Source organism: Alicyclobacillus sendaiensis NBRC 100866 (genome assembly GCF_001552675.1).
Lineage (GTDB): Bacteria > Bacillota > Bacilli > Alicyclobacillales > Alicyclobacillaceae > Alicyclobacillus > Alicyclobacillus sendaiensis.
The window spans coordinates 1-1,272 of sequence record NZ_BCRQ01000135.1; the positions used below are offsets into that span (position 1 = coordinate 1).

At 52.5% G+C, this 1,272-nt stretch carries 2 protein-coding genes; both read left to right on the forward strand.

The genetic code is table 11. The annotated features are described in order from the left end of the window. The first annotated feature begins 61 nt into the window (after nt 1-61). Nucleotides 62-406 (forward strand): transposase, encoded by a 345-nt coding sequence (locus AS26_RS13570; protein WP_083516134.1) that lies wholly within the window; start codon nt 62-64, stop codon nt 404-406. After that, nucleotides 376-1,218, forward strand: coding sequence for an IS3 family transposase (locus AS26_RS13575; RefSeq protein WP_245629795.1), 843 nt, complete (start codon nt 376-378; stop codon nt 1,216-1,218). Before AS26_RS13570 ends, AS26_RS13575 begins: the two co-directional genes overlap by 31 nt. The last annotated feature ends 54 nt before the right edge of the window (nt 1,219-1,272 follow it).

Here is a 1,272-nt window from a genome sequence, read left to right on the forward strand (position 1 = left end):
TGGACTTTCTACATTCCTCTTTACACGGGGTTAAGACCAAGTCAGACTCGGTGTAAAGGGGATGATTTTGTTGAAGCGAAGGAAATATGATAAAGCCTTCAAAGTGGCAGCCGTCCGACAGGTATTGGAGGAAGGAAAGAAGGTTTCCCATGTAGCCAAGGCACTTGGGATTCTCCCAACCATGCTCAGCCGGTGGGTTTATGAGTACCAGACTCATGGTGAAGACGCTTTTTCCGGCAACGGTATACCAATTCGTAATGCCGATTGGGAAATCAAGCGTCTGCAAAAGCGGCTTGAAGAGCTGGAGACGGAGAACGAGATCCTAAAAAAATTTCAGGCATACTGGAGGGAGGTCGGGAAGTCAAGTACCGATTCATCCGGGAAAACGCAAAGACCTACGAAGTAAAGGTGATGTGCCGTCTGCTGCGAGTAAGCAGGCAAGCCTACTACGATTGGTGCAAGCGCCGTAAGAGCCAGCGACAAATCGACAGTGAGTTGCTCATGGACGCCATTCGTGAGGTATACCGTGAATTCAAAGGCCGCTATGGGAGCCCACGTATTGCGCTGGAACTTTGTAAGCGAGGCATCTTCACGAGTAAGAATCGTGTGGCTCGGCATATGCAGCGAATGGGCCTTGTGGCTCTGCCATGGCGCCGCAAACATCGTCTGGGTCGCAAGCCGTCCGCCGGGCGGATTGTGGAGAATCTGGTTCAGCGAGCCTTTTCCGCTGAGACCAAGAATGTGCTGTGGGTCGGAGACATCACCTACATTCCGCTGCAACACGGGTTTCTGTACTTGGCCACCTACATCGACGTTTTTTCCCGCAAGGTGGTTGGATGGGCGATGAAAACCCGCATGACCGAGCAGCTTGTCATTGATGCATTCTTGCAAGCAGTAGGCCGGGAACAGCCGCCAGCGGGCCTCATTGTCCACACAGATCGAGGATCGCAATATACGAGCCGACGGTATCAAGAGACCGTGAAGCGTCATGGCGGCGTCATCAGTATGTCACGGCTGGGTGACCCGTACGACAATGCAGTGATGGAGGCGTTTTACAAGACGCTGAAGGCGGAACTCCTGGCCGGCGGGAAGTTCGCTGGCGTACGAGAAGCGGAAAACGCGGTGTTTGAGTACATCGAGATGTTTTACAACAGCAAACGGATGCATTCCGCGCTGGGCTATCTCACGCCAAAGGAATACGAACGCTGTCATACGTGAAGCATTTCAATTTCGATAATCTTAACCCCGTGTCAAGCAAACTAGGGGAAGTCC

What these genes read in the sequence shown, in the direction of transcription:
- AS26_RS13570 (WP_083516134.1), top strand. Translation starts at nt 62, where the DNA reads ATGATTTTGTTGAAGCGAAGGAAATATGATAAAGCCTTCAAAGTGGCA.